Source organism: Pseudoclavibacter sp. CFCC 13611, from assembly GCF_008831225.1.
GTDB lineage: Bacteria > Actinomycetota > Actinomycetes > Actinomycetales > Microbacteriaceae > Pseudoclavibacter_A.
Genome location: NZ_WBKE01000002.1, coordinates 366,681 through 385,776 on the forward strand (window position 1 = coordinate 366,681; position 19,096 = coordinate 385,776).

The window sequence follows — 19,096 nt, forward strand, 5'->3', positions numbered from 1 at the left end:
ACATGGCCGACGAATCGGAGCTGTGCGACAGCGCAGAGCAGCATGAGATCCGCGAACGGCATCTCGATCTGCAGGGTCATGTCATCGATGTGACGAGCGAACGCTTCGACTACGACGGCGGGCAGCTCACCCGACAGTTCGTGGAGCATCCCGGTGCCGTCGGCGTGCTCGCGATCGACGACCTCGACCGTGTCGCGCTCGTTCACCAGTATCGCCATCCGGTTCGTGAGCGCCTCTGGGAAGTGCCCGCAGGTCTGCTCGATGTGCCCGGCGAGCTGCCGCTGGACGCGGCGAAGCGGGAGCTCGCCGAAGAGGCCGAGCTCGTCGCCGAACACTGGCTGCACCTCATCGACATGTACACCACGCCTGGCGGCAGCAACGAGCGGCTGCGCATGTATCGCGCCACCGGTCTCTCGCCGGCCGCGCACTTCGAGCGCACCGCCGAAGAGCAGGACATGGGCCTCACCTGGCGTGCCTTCGACGAAGTGCTCGACGCCGTGCTCTCCGGCCGTCTGCACAACCCGACGCTTGTGGCGTCCATCCTCGCTGAGGCCGCCAACCGCAGTCGTCGGGGCTGACCGAGGCCGCCATGCCTGCGGTCGACCGCGAGATCGACGCGTTCCTGCGCCACCTGCGCATCGAACGCGGCCTGTCTGAGAACACCGTGCGCAGCTATCGCTCCGACCTGCGCAGCTACACCGACTGGCTGGCCGAGCGAGGCGTCGTCGACCTGACCACCCTGACCGAACGCGATCTCAGCGAGTACCCGCAGTGGCTGGCCGACCATCGAGCCGAGGCCGGTCTGCCGACGGCAGCCACCACCACGGGCCGTATGCTCAGCGCGGTGCGCAGCCTGCACCGCCATCTCTTTCTCGACGGCCGCACCCCACACGACCCGGCCACTGTGCTCCATGCGCCCAAGAAGCCCAGCCGACTGCCCAAGGCTCTGTCGATCGACGAGGTGTCGCGGCTGCTCGGCGGGGTCGACGGCAGCGACCCGGAGTCGGTGCGCGACAGGGCCATCCTCGAATTCCTCTATGCCACCGGTGCCCGAGTGAGCGAACTCTGCGACGCACTGGTCGACGACGTTCAACACGTGGAACGAGCCGATGCCGACACGATCGACGTGGTCCGGCTGCGCGGCAAAGGCGGCAAGCAGCGCGTCGTGCCGTTCGGCTCCTATGCGCGAGCCGCGCTGGACGCCTACCTGGTCAGGGTGCGTCCAGCCCTCGCCGCGAGGGGGAGGGGCGGAGCGCATCTGTTTCTCGGCGTGCGCGGCGGGCGCCTCTCGCGACAGGCGGTGTGGACGATCATCAAACGCGCAGCGGCTCGCGTCGACCTCGAGCATCGAGTGTCACCGCACGTGCTGCGGCACTCCTTCGCCACACATCTGCTCGCCGGCGGGGCTGACATCCGCATCGTTCAAGAGATGCTCGGGCACGCGTCGGTGACGACCACGCAGGTCTACACGCGTGTCACGCAGGAGCACCTGCGACAGGTCTACGCGACCAGCCACCCGCGGGCGCATCGCTGACGGTGCCGGGCCGCACACACGTCAGCCGAGGGCGTCGGCGTCGAGCCGCTCGTGATGCATGAGTCAGGCGACGGGTAGACTATGCGGCGTGAATGATTTTCCCGTGCCCCAGCCGTTGACCAGCCACGGCCCTGCACGCGTGATCGCGATGTGCAATCAGAAGGGCGGCGTCGGCAAGACCACCACGACGGTGAGTCTGGGCGCGGCGCTCGTCGAGTACGGGCGGCGCGTGCTGCTTGTCGACTTCGATCCGCAGGGCGCACTCTCGGCGTCGCTCGGCGTTCAGACGATGGACGACCCCACGATCTACGACCTGTTGATGGGCACGGTCAAAGACACACGCTCGGTTATCGTGCCGAGTCTCATCCAAGACCTCGACGTGCTGCCTGCCAACATCGACCTCTCAGCCGCCGAGCTGCAGCTGGTCAACGAGGTGGCCCGCGAACAGGCCCTGAGCCGTGCCCTGCGGCAGGTCACCGGTGACTACGACGTCATTCTGGTTGACTGCCAGCCCTCCCTCGGCCTGCTCGCCATCAACGCGCTCACCGCGGCGCACGGTGTGCTGATTCCGCTGGAGGCCGAGTACTTCGCCCTGCGCGGCGTCGCTCTGCTCGTCGAGACGGTCGAGAAGGTGCAGGACCGGCTCAACCCCGCGCTCGAACTCGACGGCATTCTGATCACCATGTTCGACTCGCGAACGCTGCACGCCCGCGAGGTGTCGGCGCGCGTGCGCGAGGCGTTCGGCGACAAGGTCTTCGACACCGTGATTCCGCGCACCGTCAAGTTTCCCGACGCGTCGGTCGCGGCCCGCCCGATCACCGAGTTCGCCAGCAGCCACCCGGCGGCCGAGGCGTATCGGCGCGTCGCCAGAGAACTGATCTCGCGTGGCGGAGCGCCCTGACGCCGAGCCCGGGTTCGCCGTCCGGCTCGACAACTTCGACGGCCCGTTCGACCTGCTGCTGACGCTGGTCAGCCGTCACGAGCTCGACGTCACAGAGATCTCTCTGAGTGCGGTCACCACCGAATTCGTGGCCTATGTGCGGGCACTCGACGAAGCCGGGCAGCTGGAGCAGGCCAGCCAGTTCATCGTGATCGCTGCGACCCTGCTCGATATGAAGGTCGCCAGTCTGCTGCCACGCGGCGAGGCTGTCGACGACGAGGACATCGCCGCGCTCGAGGCGCGTGACCTGCTCTTCGCCCGGCTGCTGCAGTATCGGGCGTTCAAGCAGGTCTCTGCCTGGTTCGCGACGCACCTCGAAAGCGAGCGGCTGCGCGTGCCTCGCACCGCTGGCGCCGCAGCAGAGATCGACCTCACCCCGCCCGACCTGGTCTGGACGACGTCGCTCGACGACTTCGCGGTCATCGCTCGACTTGCTCTGGCCCCCAAGACCCCGCCGACCATCGGACTCGCGCATCTGCACGCACCGGCGGTCAGCATCCGCGAGCAGGCAGCCGTGCTCGTCGCACGTCTGCGCGCCACAGGCCAGGCGACGTTCCAAGAGCTCATCGCCGACGCCGACAGCAGGGGAGTCATCGTCGCTCGCTTTCTGGCTGTGCTCGAGCTCTACCGTGAGGCGGCGATCACCTATGAGCAGATCGAGCCGCTGGGGCCGCTCAGCGTACGCTGGACAGGCCAGCACTGGAGCGACGATCAGCTCGCCGCGCTGGGAGCCGACTACGACCAATGACCGAGAGGACGCCATGAGCGAGAGCGAACAGCTCGTCGCAGCCAACGAACTGGCGCAGCTGCCGGTGCGTGCCCGCGTCGAAGCGGTGCTGATCGCCGCCGACCACCCGATCGACACGATCTCGCTGGCCGCAGCGGTTGAGACGCCCGTGCCCGAGGTCGCTCAGGCACTGGACGAGCTGCGCGCCGACTACGACGCGCCCCCGGTGCGAGGGTTCGAGCTGCGACAGATCGCCGGCGGCTGGCAGCTCTACGTGCGTGCCGGCTGCGAACAGGTTGTGCGCCGCATGATCGAGGAGCAGACCCCGCCCAGACTCTCGCAGGCCGCACTTGAGACCCTCTCGGTGATCGCCTACAAACAGCCGATCAGTCGCGGTCAGATCGCCTCGATCCGTGCGGTCAACGTCGACTCGGTCGTGCGCACACTGCTCGCACGCGGGCTGATCGCCGAGGCCTATGTCGACGAGCAGACCCAGGCGACCTTCTTCGAGACGACCGACCTGCTGCTCAGCCACCTCGGCATCGACTCGATCGCCGACCTGCCACCCATTTCCGACCTGCTTCCGGAGGACCCTGAAGATGACGACCTCAGCTGACCACACCCCGCGCGCCGACGGCGAACGCCTGCAGAAGGTGATGGCCGCCGCCGGGGTGGCGTCTCGTCGCGCGAGCGAAGACCTCATCGCCGCCGGGCGAGTCACGGTGAACGGGCGCGTGGTGCGCGAACTCGGCTCTCGAGTGAGGCCCGACGACCGCATCGAGGTCGACGGTCTGGTGATCGTCACCGACCCCGATCTGCGCTACTACGCGCTCAACAAGCCGGCCGGCGTGGTCAGCACCATGAGCGACGAGCGGGGCCGCCCCGATCTCAGCCGCTACGTGACCGCCGAGACCGGACGCATCTTCAACGTCGGCCGTCTCGACGAGGCGACGCACGGGCTGCTGCTGCTGACCAACGACGGCGAGCTCGCACATCGGCTGATGCATCCCTCATTCGAGATCGACAAGGTGTACGTCGCCCTCGTGCGCGGCAAGGTCGCGCCGCGCACCCTCGCCGAGCTGCGTGAGGGCATCGTGCTCGATGACGGGCCGATCGCCGCCGACCGCGCTCGTGTGCTCGACGCCAGCCGTGACCAAACCATGGTCGAGGTGACCCTGCACTCCGGGCGCAACCGTATCGTCCGCCGCATGTTCGGGCACGTCGGCCACCCGGTCATTGAGCTGACTCGGCGTCAGTTCGGCCCCGTTCACCTCGGCACGCTGCGTGAGGGTCAGATCCGCCCGCTGACCAGTGACGAAGTCGGCCGGCTGCTCAAGCAGACCGGCGATGCGGTCGCGCCACAGGGTGCCGCACCCGAGAACGACTAGACTGGCCCGATATGAGCATCAGTCACGATCTCGCGCGCACCCCGTCACCGGTGCTCATCATCGGCACCGGGCTGCTGGGCGCCAGCATCGGCCTCGCTTTGATGCAGCGCGGTGTCGAGGTGCTGCTCTCTGACATCTCGCCCAGCGCGCTGGCGCTCGCAGCCGACTACGGCGCAGGTCGTGCCTTGGCCGACGGCGACCAGCCGGTGCTCGTGGTCGTCGCGGTGCCGCCTGAGATCGCGGCGGATGCCGTGGCCGAGCAGCTGCGTCGCTGGCCCGACGCCGTGGTCACCGACGTCACCAGCGTGAAGGCGCAGATCGTGCGGGCGCTGATCGACGAAGGCGCCGATCTCGATCGCTATCTGGGCTCGCACCCGATGGCGGGGCGTGAGCGCGGCGGGCCGATCTCGGCGCGGGCCGACCTCTTTCGCGGCCAGCCGTGGGTGATCGCCGAGCACAAGCACGTCACCGCTCACGCGCTCGAGACCGTCGAACGACTCGCACTTGACGTCGAAGCTGTGCCGGTGCATCTCGACCCCGTGCAGCACGACCGGGCCGTCGCCCTGATCTCGCATGTGCCTCAAGTCGTCGCCACGCTGCTGGCCGGTCGGCTCGTCGACGGCACGCCGTCACAGATCTCTCTTGCCGGGCAGGGGCTTCGCGACACGACGCGTATCGCCGCCAGCGACCCGGGGCTCTGGCTGCAGATCCTCGCCGCGAACTCTGACGAGGTGACCAGCGTGCTGCGTGCCCTGCGCGATGACCTCGACGCGATGATCCACGATCTCGAAGACGTCGACCGTGCCGGTGCACGCCGCGAGATCACCGAGCTGTTCATCGCAGGCAACACCGGAGTGCGTCGTATCCCCGGCAAGCACGGCACCGATGCCGAATTCTCGACGACGATCGTGTTCGTCGACGACAGGCCGGGCGAACTCGCGCGTCTCTTCGCCGAGATCGGCGAGATCGGCATCAACATCGAAGATCTGCGTCTGGAGCACTCGCCCAAGGCCGAGTTCGGGCTCGCCGAGGTCTCGGTGCTGCCCGAACGCGTCGAAGAGCTGACCAGAGCACTGAAGGAGCGCGGATGGCGGTTGAGTCGATGACTGAGACACGCACACCGGCGGCCGCACCCAAGCCGGTCATCATCGCCCTGGACGGGCCGGCGGGCAGCGGCAAGTCAAGCACTGCGAAGGCAGTTGCAGAACGCCTGCACTACGCACATCTCGACACCGGCGCCTGGTACCGAGTGCTCACGCTGATCGCGCTGCGCACCGAAGTCGATCCGCACGACGAGGCCGCCGTACGGGGGCTGCTCGACGCGTTCGATCAGATCATCGCCCAGGCCTTCGACCACTCGCACATCCTGATTCGGGGGCGCGACGTCTCTGCCGAGATCCGCACGCACGAGGTGAGCGGTGCGGTGAGCCGCTACTCGCAGCTGCCCATCGTACGCGACCATCTCAACACTGCCTTCCGCCACCTCGCCGCGACCACGTCGGCGCCCGGCGTCGTCGCCGAGGGGCGCGACATCACCACGGTCACCTTTCCGCAGGCCGAGGTTCGGGTGCTGCTCACCGCATCCGCCGACGCCCGCGCCCGCAGGCGAGCCGCACAGATCGGTGAAGCCGACGTGGCATCCATCGCACGCAGCATCTCGGAGCGTGACGCCCGCGATCTCAGCGTGGTCGACTTCATGCGCCCGGCCGACGGCGTGACGCTCATCGACACCAGCGATCTCACCCTCGAGCAGGTCACTGATAAAGTTGCGGGGCTCGTTCCTGCGGCGGCGGGCACCGGCACGAACCTTCCATCTCATCCTCAGACTCAGGAGTCACATGGCTGAATCACGCGAACCGATCGACCCCGAGTTCGGCGCCACCAGCGCAGATGAGCTCGCTGCCCGTCTGCAGCACATCGAACCCGAGATCGAGCAGCAGGTCGCCGACGTGGCACGCGCCGAGCTCGACGACTACGACCTCGAGCCCGAAGACGCGGCGGTGCTGGCCAGCGGCGACGAGACGCCCGATGCGCAGGCGGCTCGTCCTGCCCCGCCCGTGCTGGCCGTGATCGGCCGCCCGAACGTGGGCAAGTCATCACTCGTCAACCGCGTGCTCGGCCACCGTGAGGCCGTCGTCGAAGACACTCCCGGTGTCACCCGCGATCGTGTGTCGTACGACGCCGAGTGGAACGGTCAGCCCTTCAGACTGGTCGACACCGGCGGCTGGGAGCTCGAGGCCAAAGGCCTCGACCGGTCGGTGGCCGAACAAGCGGAGCTGGCCATCGAAGAGGCCGACGGCGTGCTCTTCGTGGTGGATGCAAAGGTGGGGCCGACTTCGACCGACGAGCAGCTGGTGGCCGTGCTGCGGCGCTCGGGCAAGCCTGTGCTGCTGGTCGCCAACAAGGTCGACGCAGGTGGCCAGGAGGCCGAGGTCGCGGCGCTCTGGAGCCTCGGCCTCGGTGAGCCGCACCCTGTCTCGGCGCTGCACGGACGTGGCAGCGGCGATCTGCTCGACGCGGTGATCAAGATGCTGCCGAAGGAGTCGAAGGTTGCGCAGCAGCAGCCTGGCGGGCCGCGTCGTGTGGCCATCATCGGCCGCCCGAACGTGGGCAAGTCGAGCCTGCTGAACAAGGCGACCGGCTCGACGCGCGCCGTGGTCAACGACCTGGCCGGTACTACGCGCGACCCGGTCGACGAGCTGGTCACCATTCTCGGCACGACCTGGCGCTTCGTCGACACCGCAGGCATCCGTCGTCGCGTGCACCTGCAGCAGGGCAGCGACTACTACGCAACGCTGCGCACACAGTCTGCGCTCGACCGTGCCGAGGTCGCCATCGTGGTGATCGACGTGAGCCAGAGCATCTCTGACCAGGATCTGCGCATCATCGACATGGTGCTCGAAGCCGGTCGCGCGCTCGTGCTCGCGTTCAACAAGTGGGATCTGCTCGACGACGAACGCCGCCCCCAGCTCGAGCGTGAGATCGAGCAGCGCCTCGGCCATGTGGCTTGGGCGCCTCGGGTGAACCTCTCGGCCAAGACCGGTCGTCATCTCGAGAAGCTGGTGCCCGCCCTGCAGGCCGCGCTCGAAGGGTGGGACACTCGTGTGCCCACCGGCAAGTTCAACGCGTTCATCCACGAACTCACCCAGGCGAACCCGCACCCGCTGCGCGGCGGAAAGCAGCCTCGCATCCTGTTCGGCACGCAGGCGGACACACAGCCGCCGACCTTCGTGCTTTTCACCAGCGGCTTCATGGACCCGCAGTATCGACGCTTCATCACACGTCGCCTGCGCGAGGTCTACGGTTTCGTCGGCACGCCCATTCGCATCAACATGCGTGTTCGCGAGAAGCGCGGTCGCAAGTAGGACCAGCTCTGGCACACGCTGTTGCAGGTTGCAGGTTGCAGGTTGAGGCTTGCCTCTAGCGGTATGCCTCTCTCCGCCCTCAGCCCACCGTCCGGCCCCGGCAGCTCGACAGCAGCCCGAAGCTCGCCGACCCCGCAGTTCGCGTCCCTCAATCTCAGTTCGCCGGCCGCACCGCGCACTTCGCAGACACCCCGCAGCTCGTCGATCCCAGTCAGACGTGGAGCGCAGTGCAGCCGTGCACCGTTTCGCCAAGACTGACACCGTTCCGCTGAGACTGTGGTGATCTCAGCGGAACTGTGTCCATCCCAGCGGAACCGTGCTCGGTATTGGGGCTGGTGCAGTGCCGGCTGGTGCCGGAGCAGCGCTGTGCAGCGCTGGTGCTGCGCTGAGGCACAGGCTTCAGCGAGGTCAGCTGGCGGCGAGGCGCCGACGCTCGGTCTCGACGTCGAAGTCGGCCTTCGGCCAGGTGAGCGCGAGATCTTCGAGGGTCTCAATGAGGATGCGCTGCACAGCGGCACGGGAGTACTGCTTCGAATCGGCGGGAACGACATGCCAGGGCGCCACCGCAGTCGAGGTGCGCTGGATGGCGATCTGATACGCCTCTTGGTAGGCGGGCCAGAGCTCGCGTTCGTCAACGTCGTTGGGGGAGTACTTCCAGTGCTTGTCAGGTCGATCGAGTCGTGACTCAAGACGCCGACGCTGTTCGTCCTTCGAGATGTGCAGCATCACCTTGACCACAGTGGTGCCCTGTTCAGTGAGCTCCGCCTCGAAGTCGTTGATGATGCCGTAGCGCTGTTCGACCACCTCTGCGGGCGAGAGGTGGCGCACTCGATGCACCAGGACATCCTCATAATGAGAACGATCGAAGACGCCGATCAGACCGATCGCCGGCAGCTCTCTGCGAATGCGCCAGAGAAAGTCGTGCTTGAGCTCGACTGGCGTGGGCTTCTTGAACCCATGGATGTGGGTGCCCTGCGGGTCGACGTTGCCGATCACGTGTTTGACGATGCCGCCTTTGCCTGCGGTGTCCATGGCCTGCAGCACGAGCAGCAGCGAACGCTTCGCTCCGGTTTCGGTGCGGCCGTTGGCGAAGAGCATCTCCTGGAGGTCGGCGAGATCTCCGGCCGTGTCTGCGAGGTAGTCGTCGGCGTCGCAGCCTTTGCGCCAGCCCGGTGTCGAAGCCGGGTCGACGGCTGACAGATCGAAGTGCTCGCCCTCGGCGCGCAGCAGTGCGCGCGGGCTCTCTTTCCATGGATTCTTCATGTGCTCATGGTATCGGGATGTGCCCATGGCGCCGGGCTGCACGGCATCCCCAGCGGCGGCGTGCACGGACGGCGCACGCGATCGGGTGGCGCTGACGGACGAGTGCGTAGAATGTACGGCGTGATCATCGCAACGCACAACGGCAAATTCCACGCAGACGACGTCTTCGGCGTCACACTGCTTCTTCAGCTCTACCCAGACGCCACGGTGGTGCGCTCGCGAGATCCGAAGGTGCTCGACAGTGCAGACATCGTGCTCGACGTGGGCGGCGTCTACGACCCGAAGAAGCTGCGCTTCGACCATCACCAGAAGACCTCCGGCGCACGCGACAACGGCATTCTCTACTCGGCGTTCGGGCTGCTCTGGCAGCACTACGGCATGGAGTTCTGCGACGGGGACGAAGACGTCTGGAAGCGCATCGACCGCAGCCTGGTGCAGTGCATCGATGCGGGCGACAACGGACAGGACCTCTACACCCTGAACGACTTTCGTGCTCGCCCCATCGAGATCAGCGAGGTGCTGGGCTGGTTCAACCCGGTCACACTGGTCGGCGAAGAAGACTTCGACGAGCAGTTCATGGTCGCAGTCAAGGTGGCCACACACCTGCTCAAGCGTCTGCTGCTCAAATCTCGTGACGCCATCGAGGGCAAGCGCTACTTTTCCCGTGCCTATGACCAGACTCCTGATCCGCGGTACGTCGTACTCGACCAGTTCGTGCCGCACGGCGGCATCGCGAGCAAGCAGCCTCTGCTGCAGTTCGTGGTCTTTCCCAATGCCAACGGCGACTGGGCTATCAAGACCGTGCAGGTCGACTCTGCGAGCTTCGAATCTCGCGTGCTGCTGCCTGAAGCCTGGCGCGGTGCTGATCAAGAGCACCTCGCCGAACTGACTGGGGTGCCCGACGTCGTGTTCACGCACAAAGTGGGGTTCATCGGTGCGGCGAAGACCAAAGAAGGCGCGCTCAAGATGCTGAAACAGGCGCTTGAGCAGCCCGAGTCTGCGGAGTTCGACCGCACAGCGAAGCAGGAGCTGGTCGCAGCTGACGCAGAAGACGGCGTGACTGCCGCCGAGTAGAGCTCCGCCCGGCTGGCGGCGCCGAGCGCAATCTGCGCCGGTGCCCCATGTGCGCCGGGCCGGCTACGACAGGTCGACGATCCCGTTCGACACTGCGTAGATCAGGGCCTGCACGCGATCGCGCACACTCCATTTGCGCAGGATGCGTCCGATCGCCGCCTTGACGGTTGGCTCAGCCAGATGCAGTTCGTGAGCGATCTCAGCGTTGCTCCTGCCCTGCGCGATGAGCCTCACGATATCGAGTTCGCGGGCGGTCAGCGGTTCGCGAGCCACGTCGTCGCGAGGGTCAGGGGCCGAAGCGACCTTGGCGACGAGTTCCTGCGAGATCGAGGGAGAGAGCACCGGTCGGCCTTCGTACACCTCGTGCACAGCGCGGATGATGTCGCGCGGTTCGGTGTCTTTCACCAAGTAGCCAGACGCCCCGGCGCGCAGGGCGGGGATGACATGTCGGTCTGACGAGAACGTCGTCAGCATCAGCACTCGCATGACCACGGGCAGACGGGTGATCGCCTTGGTGGCGTCGATGCCCGACATCTGAGGCATCTGGGTGTCCATCAGGATGACGTCGGGCATGTGGCGTTTGGCCAGCGCGATGGCGTCGAGGCCGGTGGCTCCCTCGGCGACGAGGGTGAGGGAGGAGTCCAGCCCGATGAACATGCGAAGCGCATGCCGCACGAGTGCTTCGTCGTCGACGACGGCCACGCGGATCTGATTCACGAGATCATCGTACGTTCAACGAGTTCAGGCCTCTGCCAAGTCAGTACTTTGGTATGTATCAGTGCTCGGTTCCGCGGTGTATCGTCATGTCCATTCGTCGTCAGACAGGCTCGAGGCGGCCGTTTCATGCGCTGTGGGCGACAATGGTGGTGTGAGCTCTTCGAACCATCAGGTCTTTCGATTGCAGACAGACCAGCCGCGCGCGCGTCTGCCGCGGTGGGGAAGTCTCGCCCTGGTGGTCATCGCTGTGGGCGTCATCGCCTTGGAGAGCATCAGCTTCGTCTCTGACTCGATGACTTCCTGGCAGCAGCAGCTCCTCGAACTGGCGATGGTGCTGATGCTTCCGCTGTTCGCTCTGGCTCCGGTCGCCGCCGCGATATCGCTGGCGGCACTGGTCTTCGCACAGGCGGTCATGCTGTCTCCGGGCGGATATCTGCTCTTCGCCGCCGCGACGATCGGGCTCGTCGTCTACGCCTGCCCGCGGTGGTGTCTCTGGACGCATGTGGCGGTGATCACCGCCGTGGGCGTCATCGCCAACGCACAGGCGGGAACACTCACGAGCCTGGGGCCATTCGCGCTGGCCTTCATCGCCCTCGTCTCTGCGTTGATCGGCGTCGGCGCCAGGCGAGCCTATTTTCGCTCGGTCGAGCTTGCAGACGCTGCGTCCCGCAACGAAACGGAGCGAGTGCAGGCCGTCGCTGCGGAGCGCGAGCGCATCACTTCGGAGCTGCATGACATCCTCGCCCATGACGTGACGCTCATCGCCATGCATGCGCGGGTCATGGAGGCCATGGACGATCCCGAGGTGAATCGGGAGTCACTGGCCGTGATCAAGGGCAGCGCCACACGGTCGCTCGCCGACATCCGCAGGCTGCTGAACACGGTTCGAACCGACGAACTCGTCGATGATCAGCCGTTGGGAACCGACGTCGCAGCAGCTGCGCGCACCGCACAGGTCGAGCTGGAGTCGATCGGAGCCACGGTGAACAGCCGCACGGAAGGCCTCGAGAGTCTTCCGCCGGCAGTGGCCAGCACTCTGGTGCGCGTGATCCGAGAGGCGACGACCAACATCGTCAGGCACGCCGGCCCGGCACCGACGGTAGCCATTGACATCGTGCGCCAAGGTGCCTCTGTCACGGGTCTGCTCACGAACTCCGTCGGCGTCGTCGACGATGACCTCGACGAGTCGACGCATTTGGGGCTCGACCGACTCTCTGCCCGAGTCGAGACGCTCGGCGGGGAACTCTCAGCGACTGCTGACGGAGAACGCTGGAGTCTGCGCGTGGTGATCCCGCTGTTCTGACGCCAAGCGCACGGTCAGCGCGTCTGTATGCATACTTTGGTATCCATTCTCGGCAACCCGTTCGGCTGACGAAGACCTGCTTGGTAATCTCGAGGTGTCGGCTGTGAGCGCTTGGCGTGCACAATCCGGGGGGAGCCGGTTGGGCCGCTTCGCTGCATGTCAGCAGGCGGCCCTCTCTTTCTCTTGGCGTCTCAGACCCGGCGGTATCATCGCCACATGACGCATTTCCTGACCCCGTCACTGCCGGTCGATGGTGAGATCCTGGTGCAGCGCTCGCGCTTTCTCAGCAGGCTCGTCTCGGTCGAGAGCGAGACGGAGGCTCGGGCAGCCATCGCGCAGGCGCGCTCGGCGCATCCACAGGCCAGGCACCACTGCAGTGCCTTCATCGTCGGCGAACGAGCCGACATCCTGCGCACCAATGACGACGGCGAGCCGTCGGGCACCGCGGGCCGCCCGATTCTCGACGCGCTGCAGAGCGCTGGTCTCGGGCACGTCGTCTGTGTGGTGACCCGGTATTTCGGCGGGATCCTGCTCGGCACGGGCGGCCTCGCCCGTGCATATCGCGAGGCCGCCACAGTCGCGATCGACCGGGCGTCGCTGCGCGAAGTGCGCGAGTGCGCGGTCATCGAGGTTGCTGCTGCACACCACGATGCGGCCATTGTGCAGCGCGCGGCTCGTCAGCGCGGCTGGGCACAGATCGGTGCTGTCTGGGAAGCGTCGGTGACCCTGCGATTGGGCGTGCCGCTCGCAGAGGCGGATGACGCACTCGCCCACCTGGTGCAGGTCACCGCGGGTCGGGTGCGCGGCGTCGTCACCGACCGTCGGCTGATGTGAACATCGACCATGCGTGTCGCGCGTAGAATACTCTGCATGCCATCGACACCTGCATTCGCCATGACCATCGCGGGCTCTGAGGCCACCGGAGGCGCCGGAGCCCAGGCCGACCTGAAGACCTTTCAGCAGCTCGGAGTCTTCGGCTCCATCGCACTGACCTGCATCGTCTCGTTCGACCCTAAGAACAACTGGAGCCACCGGTTCGTGCCGGTCGAGCCGCAGGTGATCAGCGATCAGATCGAGGCGATCACCGCAGCGTACGGCCCTGATCAGCTGAAGACCGTGAAGGTCGGCATGCTGGGCACCACACCGACCATCGACCGTGTGGCCGCCGCGCTGACCGAGCGCTCGTACCAGAACGTCGTGCTCGATCCCGTGCTGATCTGCAAAGGGCAGGAACCCGGCGCCGCGCTTGACATCGACACCGCGCTGACCGAGAAGGTGCTGCCTCTCGCCACGTTCGTCACCCCGAACCACTTCGAGAGCGAACAGCTCTCGGGCATGGCCCGCATCGACGGCGAGCAGGACCTCGTCGAGGCGGCCAAGCGCATCTACGACAAGAGCGGCGCGGCGGTGCTCGCCAAGGGAGGCGTCCGCATTCCCGGCCCCGACGCGATCGACGTGTTCTACGACGGCACCACGCTCGAGGTGCTCCGCGTGCCCAAAGTCGGCGAGCATGTGGTGGCCGGCGCGGGATGCTCTCTCGCGGCCGCCGTGACGGCTGGCCTTGCTCTCGGGGACAGCCCGCTCGAAGCCGCACATCGTGCGAAGGACTTCGTGACCGCAGGCATCAAGGGGCGCGTCGAGTCGAACGCCCCGTTCGATGTGCTCTGGCAGGGTGCGGCGAACTGACGTCGATCTGACGGCCGTCACCGGCCATCGCAGGGCTGAGGGCCGCGTGCACGCAGAGCGCACGAGGCCCTCAGCGTCTCGGTCGGCAGATCAGAGATCTGAGCCGCCCTGCTCCAGCGAGTCGAGGTAGCGCAGAATCACGCCTTCGCGCAGCGCCCAGGGGCTCACCTGCAGCTCGTCCACATCGAGCGCCTTCATGGTCTGATGCAGAACGATGCCGCCGCCGACGATTTGGAAGGCCCGGTCAGCGGTGATGCCGCGCAGGCTCTGCCGCTGATCGGCAGGCAGCTCCGCGAGCTTCGGCAGCCACTTCTTGAGATCGCTGCGCTTCAGCCACTGTGACGAGATGTTGCCGTGCGTGTGCGTCTCGCCGGCCAGTCGTGCGAGGGATCGGATGGTCTTCGAGCTGCCGACCACATGGTCTGGGCGCGGCATCTCGGCGAACACGTCTGCCGCGTCGGACACCAGCTCGAAGGCATGGCGACGCAGCCGACGAATCTGATCTTTGGTCGGAGGGTCGTCATGCAGATAGCCGATCGTGCTGCGACCTGCGCCGAGCGGCACCGAACGTGCCGAGATCGGATACTCCGAGGGGCCGATCGCCATCTCGAGCGACCCGCCGCCGATGTCGATGAGCATGATCGTGCCCGACGACCAGCCGAACCAGCGGCGTACCGCCAGAAACGTCAGCCGTGCCTCGTCCTCTCCGTCGAGTACCCGCAGGTGCACGCCGGTCTCGTTCTCGATGTGTTCGAGCACTGCGGGGCCGTTGGTCGCCTCGCGCACCGCCGACGTGGCGATGGCCACGAGGTCGTGCACCTTCTCTGCCCGTGCGCTCGCGACGGCCTGTGCGATCGAGGTCACGAGATGGTCGACGCCCTCATCGCTGATCGAACCGTCTGCCGTCAGATACCGCATCAGACGCAGTACGGACTTATGCGTCGAGTACGGTGACGGGTTTGCGCCGGGGTGGGCATCCACCACGACCATGTGAACGGTGTTCGATCCGACATCAAGAACCCCAAGGCGCATGCGTCAAGCCTAGTGTGCGACGTGCGCCTGCGTGCAATCGGCGCTGGCGTCGAAGCGCCGCGGCGTAGAATGCACAGCGTGTCTACCGAGAAATGCGTTGCGCTGATCGACTCCGGAAAGGGGCTGCTGCCCACCGCACAGTGGATCCACCGTCTGGCCCCCGACCTGCGTGTGCTGCTGATGACCGACCCGGCCGGTTCGCCGTGGGGCGAACGCGACCCCGGAGACGTCGTCGAACGCGTCTTCGCCATGGCCCGTCGGGCCCGAGACGCCGGTGCCCAAGGCATCGCGCTGGCCTGCAACACCGCGAGCATCGTGGCACGGGAGCCGCTGCGCGACCAGTTCGAGCCGCGCATCCCCATCATCGCGACCGTGCCGGCAGTGAAACCGGCTGCACAGCGATTCGACCACTTCGCGGTCTGGGCGACCGAGACGACTGCGCACAGCGACTACCTCGCCGACCTGGTGCAGGTGTTCGCCGGTACGAAGCAGGTCGACATCGTCGGCAGCCATGGCCTTGCCGATGCGATCGAGCACGCAGACGCCGACCGCATCGAGGCGGCTGTTCAGGACGCCGTCTCGCGCACGCCCCGAGTGCCGGCCGTGGTGCTGGGCTGCACGCACTACCCGTTGGTCGCCGACGTGATCGCCTCTGCACTGCCGCCTGGAACGGTGCTGCTCGACAGCGCCGAGGCCGTCGCACGACAGACCCTGCGTCGGCTCAAGGTGCCGGCGGATGCGTCGGTCGCAGAGTTCTCTGACGACGCCGCCTTCGCTGCGGCTGGCGTTCGAGACGCCGCCGAACTGACGTGGGCGGAGCACATCGTCCTGTAGCGGTTCTGCTCAGATCTGATGCTCGAGCAGCGTGCGCTGCAGGTCAGGCCAGGCCTTGGCGAACCCGGGATGCAGCTCGAGACGGGCGACCTGCGTCAGCGGGATCCAGGCGACCTCGAGGCTCTCGGCGTCGGAGCGCACCGCGTCGAACGGCCGTGTGACGCGGGCGAGCACGGTGACGTACGACCAGAAGCCCAAGTCGTATCGGTGCTCGGTGATGGGGTCGATCGCGTCGCTCGGCACTCCGGCCTCCTCGCCGGATTCGCGGAGGGCGGCCTGCAGGGCAGTCTCGCCCTCGCGGCGAGCGCCGCCGGGAATGCCCCAGGTGCCGCCGAAGTGACTCCACTCGACTCGGTGCTGCATGAGGACGCCGCGGTCGGTGTCATGGGCGAGCAGTCCGGCCGCTCCGAACCGCCCCCAATACCTGCTGCCGTCAGGCCCGGTGACCCAGGCGTCACCCGAATCTCGAACCACATAGCCGTCGGGCGCCGGCTGCAGATACTGACTCCGGTCACTGGGGTGCTGGTTCAGGTCGCTCATGGCGTCAGTCTACTGGCCGTCGGCGGCCACCCCTAGACTGAACGTGATGGCTGACCAGACTTCTGACACCGATGCCGCTTTCGACGATGTGCAGCGCGATGACGCTGTACGCGCGAACGGCGGTGACGCCGACGGGCCGACGGTGCCGTCGCTGGCCGAACGGCTGACGCCCGATCGCGATCGCGACGATCTGGACGCCGCATTCGAGCAGTTCTTCGACTGGGTGAGCGCACGAGGCATCGAGCCCTATGAGCATCAGCAGGAGGCCGTGCTCGAGCTTGCCGGTGACGCACATGTGATCCTCGCCACGCCGACCGGCTCGGGCAAGTCGCTGGTTGCCATCGGAGCGATCTTCCTCGCGCTGTGGCGTGGCGGACGGGCTGCCTACACCGCCCCGATCAAGGCTCTGGTCAGCGAGAAGTTCTTCGACATGATCGAGATCTTCGGCGCAGATCGCGTCGGCATGCTCACCGGTGACTCCGCAGTGAACAGCGACGCCGACGTGATCTGCTGCACGGCCGAGATCGTGGCCAACCAGGCACTGCGCGACGGCGACCGGGCGGGTCTCGACACCGTCGTGATGGACGAGTTCCACTACTACGGCGACAGCGAACGCGGATGGGCCTGGCAGGTTCCGCTGCTGCTGCTCGCCGATGCGCGCTTTCTACTGATGTCGGCCACTCTCGGCGACGTGAGTGGGCTGCGAGCCGACCTGGCCCGCCGCACCGATCGCCCAGTCGCCCTCGTCGACGACGCCGAGCGGCCGGTGCCGCTGCACTTCGAATATTCGCTGACGCCGCTGCACGAGCTCGCCGAAGAGCTGATGCATTCGCGTCGCGAACCGATCTACGTCGTGCACTTCGCACAGGCGGCGGCGATCGAGACCGCGCAGGGGCTGGTCAACGCCGGTCTGGTCGGACGTGAGCGTCGTGACCGCATCAAAGAGGCGCTCGGAGACTTCCGCTTCACCACAGGATTCGGCAAGACGCTGTCGCGGCTGGTGCGCGCTGGCATCGGCGTGCACCATGCGGGCATGCTGCCACGCTATCGGCGGCTGGTCGAGCAGCTGTCGCAACAGGGGCTGCTCGCCGTCATCTGCGGCACAGACACATTGGGCGTCGGCATCAACGTGCCCATTCACACCGTGCTGTTCACCGGTCTCACCAAGTTCGACGGGGTGCGTCAGCGTCATCTCACGGCTCGTGAGTTCCACCAGATCGCAGGCCGTGCCGGGCGAGCCGGATTCGACACCGAGGGCGACGTCATCGCGCAGGCCCCCGAGCACGAGATCGAGAATGCGAAGATCTCGAAGAAGTACGCCGACGACCCGAAGAAGCGCCGCAAGGTCATGCGCAAGAAGGCGCCTGCGGGCATGGTGAGCTGGGGCGAGCCCAGCTTTCAGAAGCTGATCGCGGCCCAACCGGAGCCCCTGCGCTCGCAGATGCGCATCACCCATGGCATCCTGCTCAACGCGATCGCCTTCGGCGGCGATGTCTTCGCCCGGGTGCGATCGCTCATCTTCGACAGCGCCGAGCCGCTTGAGAACAAGTACGCCCTGGCCCGACGCGCCCTGCAGATCTATCGAACCCTGCGCGCTGCGGGCGTCGTCGAGCAGAAGCGCTTCGACGACGGGCGCCTGGTGATTCGTCTCGCCGACGGAGTGGGCGAGCAGGTCGCGCTCGACCAGCCGCTGTCGCCGTTCGCTCTGGCGGCGCTCGAGCTGCTCGACCCCGAGAGCGAGACCTATGCACTCGACGTGGTCTCGATCATCGAGGCCACTCTCGAGAACCCCCGAGTCGTGCTGGTCGCGCAGCAGAAGAAGGCGCGCGGTGCGGCGATCGCCGAGCTGAAGGCCGAGGGCGTCGAGTACGACGAGCGCATGGAGATCATCGAGCAGATCGAATGGCCTAAGCCGCTCGACGAGCTGCTGAGCGCGGCTTTCGACCAGTACCTGCAGTCGGTGCCGTGGGCTGCCGACGAAGAGCTTCGGCCGAAGTCGGTGGTGCGCGACATGTTCGAGCGGGCAATGGACTTTCGCGACGTCATCGGCTTCTACGATCTGCAGCGCTCCGAGGGGGTCGTGCTGCGCTATCTCTCTGATGCCTTCCGCGCGCTGTCGCACACCGTGCCCGAGAGCAGGAAAGACGAGGCGCTCACAACGATCATCGAATGGCTCGGCGTGCTGGTGCGGCAGGTCGACTCCAGCCTGATCGACGAATGGGAGCAGCTCGCGCATCCCGATGCCGAGCAGCTCGCCCGCGATGCCGAGCAGTCGCTGCGCCCCGGGGCTCTTCCGGCCAACCCGCCGCGACTCACCGACAACCGTCGCGGTTTCATCGTGCTGGTGCGCAACGAGATGTTCCGGCGAGTTCAGCTTGCCGCTTTCTGGCGTGTCGATGATCTGGCGGCGGCGGATGCCGAGCACGGCGGCCTGGACGCTGCCGGCTGGCAGCAGGCGCTCGACCGATATCGTGAGCAGTACGACGCGATCGGCTTCGACGCCAAGGCACGCAGCCCTCGCCTGCTCGAGATCGATGAGACGAACCCCCGAGTGTGGACGGTGCGGCAGCGGCTCGAAGACCCGGAGGAGAACCACGACTGGCAGATCACCGCTGAGGTCGATCTCGACGCCTCGGACGAGGCCGGAGAGGCCGTGGTGCGCACGCTCGCCATGCACGAGGTCTGATCCTGCG

At 66.7% G+C, this 19,096-nt stretch carries 19 protein-coding genes; 15 read left to right on the forward strand and 4 right to left on the reverse strand.

Annotated elements, in window-relative coordinates; translation table 11 throughout:
- Positions 1-2 precede the first annotated feature (2 nt).
- Genes F8O08_RS05975 through der form a run of 9 tightly spaced genes read left to right on the forward strand, consistent with a single transcriptional unit; the run spans position 3 to position 7,954 of the window.
- Positions 3-578: an NUDIX domain-containing protein gene (locus F8O08_RS05975; RefSeq protein WP_158042840.1), complete on the forward strand. Its 576-nt coding sequence runs from the start codon at positions 3-5 to the stop codon at positions 576-578.
- Between the two features lie 11 nt (positions 579-589).
- A complete protein-coding gene (gene xerD / locus F8O08_RS05980) occupies positions 590-1,534 on the forward strand; it encodes a site-specific tyrosine recombinase XerD (RefSeq protein WP_158038177.1) in 945 nt (314 codons plus the stop codon).
- A 58-nt stretch (positions 1,535-1,592) separates the two neighbouring features.
- Complete coding sequence (locus tag F8O08_RS05985; protein ID WP_158031700.1) at positions 1,593-2,435, forward strand: ParA family protein; 843 nt, start codon at positions 1,593-1,595, stop codon at positions 2,433-2,435.
- Positions 2,419-3,222, forward strand: a complete 804-nt coding sequence (locus F8O08_RS05990; protein WP_158042841.1) for a segregation and condensation protein A — start codon at positions 2,419-2,421, stop codon at positions 3,220-3,222. The genes F8O08_RS05985 and F8O08_RS05990 overlap by 17 nt, the downstream gene beginning before the upstream one ends.
- Positions 3,223-3,235: 13 nt before the next feature.
- On the forward strand, positions 3,236-3,817 hold the full coding sequence (gene scpB, locus F8O08_RS05995; RefSeq protein ID WP_158042842.1) for an SMC-Scp complex subunit ScpB: 582 nt from the start codon (positions 3,236-3,238) through the stop codon (positions 3,815-3,817).
- Positions 3,801-4,589 (forward strand): pseudouridine synthase, encoded by a 789-nt coding sequence (locus F8O08_RS06000; protein WP_158042843.1) that lies wholly within the window; start codon positions 3,801-3,803, stop codon positions 4,587-4,589. Before scpB ends, F8O08_RS06000 begins: the two co-directional genes overlap by 17 nt.
- A gap of 11 nt (positions 4,590-4,600) precedes the next feature.
- On the forward strand, positions 4,601-5,695 hold the full coding sequence (locus F8O08_RS06005) for a prephenate dehydrogenase (RefSeq protein WP_158038173.1): 1,095 nt from the start codon (positions 4,601-4,603) through the stop codon (positions 5,693-5,695).
- A complete protein-coding gene (gene cmk, locus F8O08_RS06010) occupies positions 5,692-6,435 on the forward strand; it encodes a (d)CMP kinase (protein ID WP_192496886.1) in 744 nt (247 codons plus the stop codon). Before F8O08_RS06005 ends, cmk begins: the two co-directional genes overlap by 4 nt.
- Positions 6,428-7,954, forward strand: a complete 1,527-nt coding sequence (gene der, locus F8O08_RS06015; protein ID WP_158031694.1) for a ribosome biogenesis GTPase Der — start codon at positions 6,428-6,430, stop codon at positions 7,952-7,954. Before cmk ends, der begins: the two co-directional genes overlap by 8 nt.
- Before the next feature lie 408 nt (positions 7,955-8,362).
- Here the strand turns inward: der and F8O08_RS06020 are convergent, their stop codons facing one another.
- A complete protein-coding gene (locus F8O08_RS06020; RefSeq protein ID WP_158038171.1) occupies positions 8,363-9,217 on the reverse strand; it encodes a polyphosphate kinase 2 family protein in 855 nt (284 codons plus the stop codon).
- 120 nt (positions 9,218-9,337) lie between these two features.
- On the opposite strand from F8O08_RS06020, the gene F8O08_RS06025 reads away from it, so the two are divergent.
- A complete protein-coding gene (locus F8O08_RS06025; RefSeq protein ID WP_158038170.1) occupies positions 9,338-10,291 on the forward strand; it encodes an MYG1 family protein in 954 nt (317 codons plus the stop codon).
- Between the two features lie 63 nt (positions 10,292-10,354).
- Here the strand turns inward: F8O08_RS06025 and F8O08_RS06030 are convergent, their stop codons facing one another.
- Positions 10,355-11,008, reverse strand: a complete 654-nt coding sequence (locus tag F8O08_RS06030) for a response regulator (RefSeq protein ID WP_225733435.1) — start codon at positions 11,006-11,008, stop codon at positions 10,355-10,357.
- A gap of 151 nt (positions 11,009-11,159) precedes the next feature.
- Between F8O08_RS06030 and F8O08_RS06035 the strand changes: the two genes are divergently transcribed.
- The 3 genes from F8O08_RS06035 to F8O08_RS06045 all read left to right on the forward strand — a co-directional run bounded on the left by F8O08_RS06035 (position 11,160) and on the right by F8O08_RS06045 (position 13,997).
- Positions 11,160-12,311 carry a sensor histidine kinase gene (locus F8O08_RS06035; protein WP_158038169.1) on the forward strand — a complete coding sequence of 384 codons (1,152 nt, stop codon included), beginning with the start codon at positions 11,160-11,162 and terminating at the stop codon, positions 12,309-12,311.
- 216 nt (positions 12,312-12,527) lie between these two features.
- Positions 12,528-13,145 carry an IMPACT family protein gene (locus tag F8O08_RS10830; protein WP_158038168.1) on the forward strand — a complete coding sequence of 206 codons (618 nt, stop codon included), beginning with the start codon at positions 12,528-12,530 and terminating at the stop codon, positions 13,143-13,145.
- 36 nt (positions 13,146-13,181) lie between these two features.
- Entirely contained in the window at positions 13,182-13,997 is an 816-nt protein-coding gene (locus tag F8O08_RS06045; RefSeq protein ID WP_225733434.1) for a hydroxymethylpyrimidine/phosphomethylpyrimidine kinase, read from the forward strand.
- Positions 13,998-14,087: 90 nt separating this feature from the next.
- On the opposite strand, the gene F8O08_RS06050 is transcribed toward F8O08_RS06045, so the two are convergent.
- Positions 14,088-15,029 carry a Ppx/GppA phosphatase family protein gene (locus tag F8O08_RS06050; RefSeq protein ID WP_158038166.1) on the reverse strand — a complete coding sequence of 314 codons (942 nt, stop codon included), beginning with the start codon at positions 15,027-15,029 and terminating at the stop codon, positions 14,088-14,090.
- 78 nt (positions 15,030-15,107) lie between these two features.
- Here F8O08_RS06050 and F8O08_RS06055 point away from each other — a divergent pair, with 78 nt between their 5' ends.
- Positions 15,108-15,863 (forward strand): glutamate racemase, encoded by a 756-nt coding sequence (locus tag F8O08_RS06055; protein ID WP_192496885.1) that lies wholly within the window; start codon positions 15,108-15,110, stop codon positions 15,861-15,863.
- A gap of 9 nt (positions 15,864-15,872) precedes the next feature.
- On the opposite strand, the gene F8O08_RS06060 is transcribed toward F8O08_RS06055, so the two are convergent.
- Complete coding sequence (locus tag F8O08_RS06060) at positions 15,873-16,403, reverse strand: NUDIX domain-containing protein (protein ID WP_158038164.1); 531 nt, start codon at positions 16,401-16,403, stop codon at positions 15,873-15,875.
- A gap of 46 nt (positions 16,404-16,449) precedes the next feature.
- On the opposite strand from F8O08_RS06060, the gene F8O08_RS06065 reads away from it, so the two are divergent.
- A complete protein-coding gene (locus F8O08_RS06065; protein ID WP_158038163.1) occupies positions 16,450-19,089 on the forward strand; it encodes a DEAD/DEAH box helicase in 2,640 nt (879 codons plus the stop codon).
- The last annotated feature ends 7 nt before the right edge of the window (positions 19,090-19,096 follow it).

What these genes read in the sequence shown, in the direction of transcription:
- F8O08_RS06045 (WP_225733434.1), top strand. Translation starts at nt 13,182, where the DNA reads ATGCCATCGACACCTGCATTCGCCATGACCATCGCGGGCTCTGAGGCC.
- F8O08_RS06000 (WP_158042843.1), top strand. Translation starts at nt 3,801, where the DNA reads ATGACGACCTCAGCTGACCACACCCCGCGCGCCGACGGCGAACGCCTG.
- der (WP_158031694.1), top strand. Translation starts at nt 6,428, where the DNA reads ATGGCTGAATCACGCGAACCGATCGACCCCGAGTTCGGCGCCACCAGC.
- F8O08_RS05975 (WP_158042840.1), top strand. Translation starts at nt 3, where the DNA reads ATGGCCGACGAATCGGAGCTGTGCGACAGCGCAGAGCAGCATGAGATC.
- F8O08_RS10830 (WP_158038168.1), top strand. Translation starts at nt 12,528, where the DNA reads ATGACGCATTTCCTGACCCCGTCACTGCCGGTCGATGGTGAGATCCTG.
- F8O08_RS05985 (WP_158031700.1), top strand. Translation starts at nt 1,593, where the DNA reads ATGAGTCAGGCGACGGGTAGACTATGCGGCGTGAATGATTTTCCCGTG.
- F8O08_RS06050 (WP_158038166.1), bottom strand. Translation starts at nt 15,029, where the DNA reads ATGCGCCTTGGGGTTCTTGATGTCGGATCGAACACCGTTCACATGGTC.
- F8O08_RS06065 (WP_158038163.1), top strand. Translation starts at nt 16,450, where the DNA reads ATGGCTGACCAGACTTCTGACACCGATGCCGCTTTCGACGATGTGCAG.
- cmk (WP_192496886.1), top strand. Translation starts at nt 5,692, where the DNA reads ATGACTGAGACACGCACACCGGCGGCCGCACCCAAGCCGGTCATCATC.
- scpB (WP_158042842.1), top strand. Translation starts at nt 3,236, where the DNA reads ATGAGCGAGAGCGAACAGCTCGTCGCAGCCAACGAACTGGCGCAGCTG.
- F8O08_RS06005 (WP_158038173.1), top strand. Translation starts at nt 4,601, where the DNA reads ATGAGCATCAGTCACGATCTCGCGCGCACCCCGTCACCGGTGCTCATC.
- F8O08_RS06060 (WP_158038164.1), bottom strand. Translation starts at nt 16,403, where the DNA reads ATGAGCGACCTGAACCAGCACCCCAGTGACCGGAGTCAGTATCTGCAG.
- xerD (WP_158038177.1), top strand. Translation starts at nt 590, where the DNA reads ATGCCTGCGGTCGACCGCGAGATCGACGCGTTCCTGCGCCACCTGCGC.
- F8O08_RS06020 (WP_158038171.1), bottom strand. Translation starts at nt 9,217, where the DNA reads ATGAAGAATCCATGGAAAGAGAGCCCGCGCGCACTGCTGCGCGCCGAG.